This window comes from Synechococcus sp. R8-2 (genome assembly GCF_047461715.1).
Classification (GTDB): domain Bacteria; phylum Cyanobacteriota; class Cyanobacteriia; order Thermostichales; family Thermostichaceae; genus Thermostichus.
On the sequence record NZ_JANSHQ010000408.1, the window covers coordinates 1 to 2,045 of the forward strand.

Genomic DNA, 2,045 nt, shown 5'->3' on the forward strand with positions numbered 1-2,045 from the left:
CACCACCACCACCTCGTAGCCCATCTGCCGCAACAACTGCAGCACCAAATAGCTCAGCCGCCCCAACCCTGCGATCACCACATGATCCTCTTTGGGCATACGGGCAGCCCGACCCAAGCCAAAGCGACTGCTCACCAATTTGTCGGTCACCAAGCCGTAAATCAACCCCACCAGGGCAGCCCCCACCAAGGTCATCATCACCGCCAGCACCTTCACCCCCAGCGGTGTTTCCGGCTGTTGAAAAGCCTCAATATCCCCGTAGCCCCCTGTCAGCACCACGATCGTCAGCAAAAGCCCATCGATGAGGGGTTTGCCGATCATCCTGAAGTTGATCACCCCCAGCACCAACATGGCCCCCAAGGTGAAGGTGAGGGTGCGCACGATGGGCTTGACCTGTAGGAGTCCCTGCACTCCTCTGCGCAGCCAAGACCCAAGGGATCCCCGCCCCAACGACCTGCCTTGCCGTTGTTGTCGCTTGTCCTGCATCTGGCCGCTGGCCCAGCGCTGTGCCCGTGAGGAGCCCCGTCGCCCGTTGCGTTCCAACAGTTGCAGGTAGGCTCTGGGATCGCAAATGACCAAAACGCGATCCCCCTCCAGCAGCTCTGCCTCGTGGTCAAAGTCGTCGAAAACTCGCTGTTTGGAAAAGTTAGAAAGCCCATCCACCGGGTAATGAAACAGCACCCGCGCCCCAAAAGTTTCCTCCAGCTCCGAGAGGGGCATATGCAGCAGGCGGGAGTTGTATCCGATGGTCAGCTCTACCACGTTCCAGAGGGTGGTCTCTCGGTCTGAGACAAAGTAAGCCGGATCTGCCAGCTCTGGCGGAAGCGTGGCCGGCTGGGCTTCCAGCTGGGGCAGCTCAAAGTAGCCAACAAATTCGTCGGAAACAGCCTTAAGGGCAAAAGCCGGGGCAGCCAAAGCCGCCACCGATAGGGAAAAATGCTGCGGCAAAACCGAGTCGAGATAGCGGGCAAGGCTGTGGTTGAACAGACGCGAGACGACGCGCACCTGTGGGTTGAGATCTCGAATCAGCAAAGCCAGCTCGAAATTGGCTTGGTCGCTGTCCTCCAGGAGCAGCGCCACCCTAATCCGCTCGATCCCAGCCCGCTGCAACACCCCCGGCTGGCGGGGATCCGCCTGTAGGTATTGCCACTGCTCTTCCAAATGAGGGGGCAGATCGGGAGCAACTACTACAGCGCGATGTCCAAAAGCTTCTAGGGCTTGGAGAGTGAGCTCCACCAAATCGTTGTAGCCGCAGACCAGGATAGAGACACCTGGATCCCTGCTATTCTCTTGCACCTGTGCATGAGGCGATCTCGAAAGGGAGCTCACCATAGCTCTGTCATCTACCCTGCTCCCTTTATACCCGAAGCCTCTTCAGCTTTCGCGAGTGCTGTCAATACCGCTGACCGCAAAGCCCTGGGTAGAGACCCGTTGCTCAACAAGACCGGCTGCGTTGCTGGCCATCTCGAGTGCTGTCGAGAACAGGGGGAAGTTGGCCAGTTCCATCCCAAAGGGTGAGAGATGAGAAAAACTTCTAAGAGCTTGACCCGGTACTTGAGATCCTCTATCATTGCCCCAAGGCGAGGTTCTTGAATAAAAGTCTCAATAAAGCTGGCCTAAGATGAGGGTCAACAGAGTGAGATTTGCGGGAACCGCCTTTGTCCTTTGGGCGTAGCTTTCAGGTTTTTTCTCAGAGAGAGGCATGGCCAGCTTGGCCGGTGGAGCTCTGTCTCTTGAGATGTTTTTGAACTTAGGAGTTGGGTATGCGCTTATCGCGACGGCAATTTGTCAGTGGAGCCACGCTAGGTTCTGCGGCTCTGGCAGCAGGGTCTCTTCTGCGTCCGGCCCATGGCGCCAATCGGGAAGTGAACCTCTACACCTCGCGGCACTACGGCACAGACGAGAAATTGTACGAACTTTTCAAGCAGAAAACGGGCATTACCGTGAATTGGGTGCAGGGCAACGCCGATGAGATCGTCCAGCGCATCCGCAGCGAGGGATCCAACAGCCCCGCCGACATCTTCATGACGGTGGATATTGCCCGG

The 2,045-nt window shown here is 57.5% G+C and carries 3 protein-coding genes; 1 reads left to right on the forward strand and 2 read right to left on the reverse strand.

From position 1 onward, the window contains the following. Together NW819_RS09940 and NW819_RS09945 are read right to left on the reverse strand one after the other, a co-directional pair. Positions 1-1,296, reverse strand: a 1,296-nt coding sequence (locus NW819_RS09940) for an NAD-binding protein (protein WP_414413639.1), incomplete at its 3' end; no start/stop codon positions are given. Positions 1,297-1,374: 78 nt separating this feature from the next. Beyond that, a complete protein-coding gene (locus tag NW819_RS09945; RefSeq protein WP_414413640.1) occupies positions 1,375-1,506 on the reverse strand; it encodes a hypothetical protein in 132 nt (43 codons plus the stop codon). Positions 1,507-1,763: 257 nt separating this feature from the next. On the opposite strand from NW819_RS09945, the gene NW819_RS09950 reads away from it, so the two are divergent. Beyond that, positions 1,764-2,045, forward strand: a 282-nt coding sequence (locus tag NW819_RS09950; protein WP_414413641.1) for a twin-arginine translocation signal domain-containing protein, incomplete at its 3' end; no start/stop codon positions are given.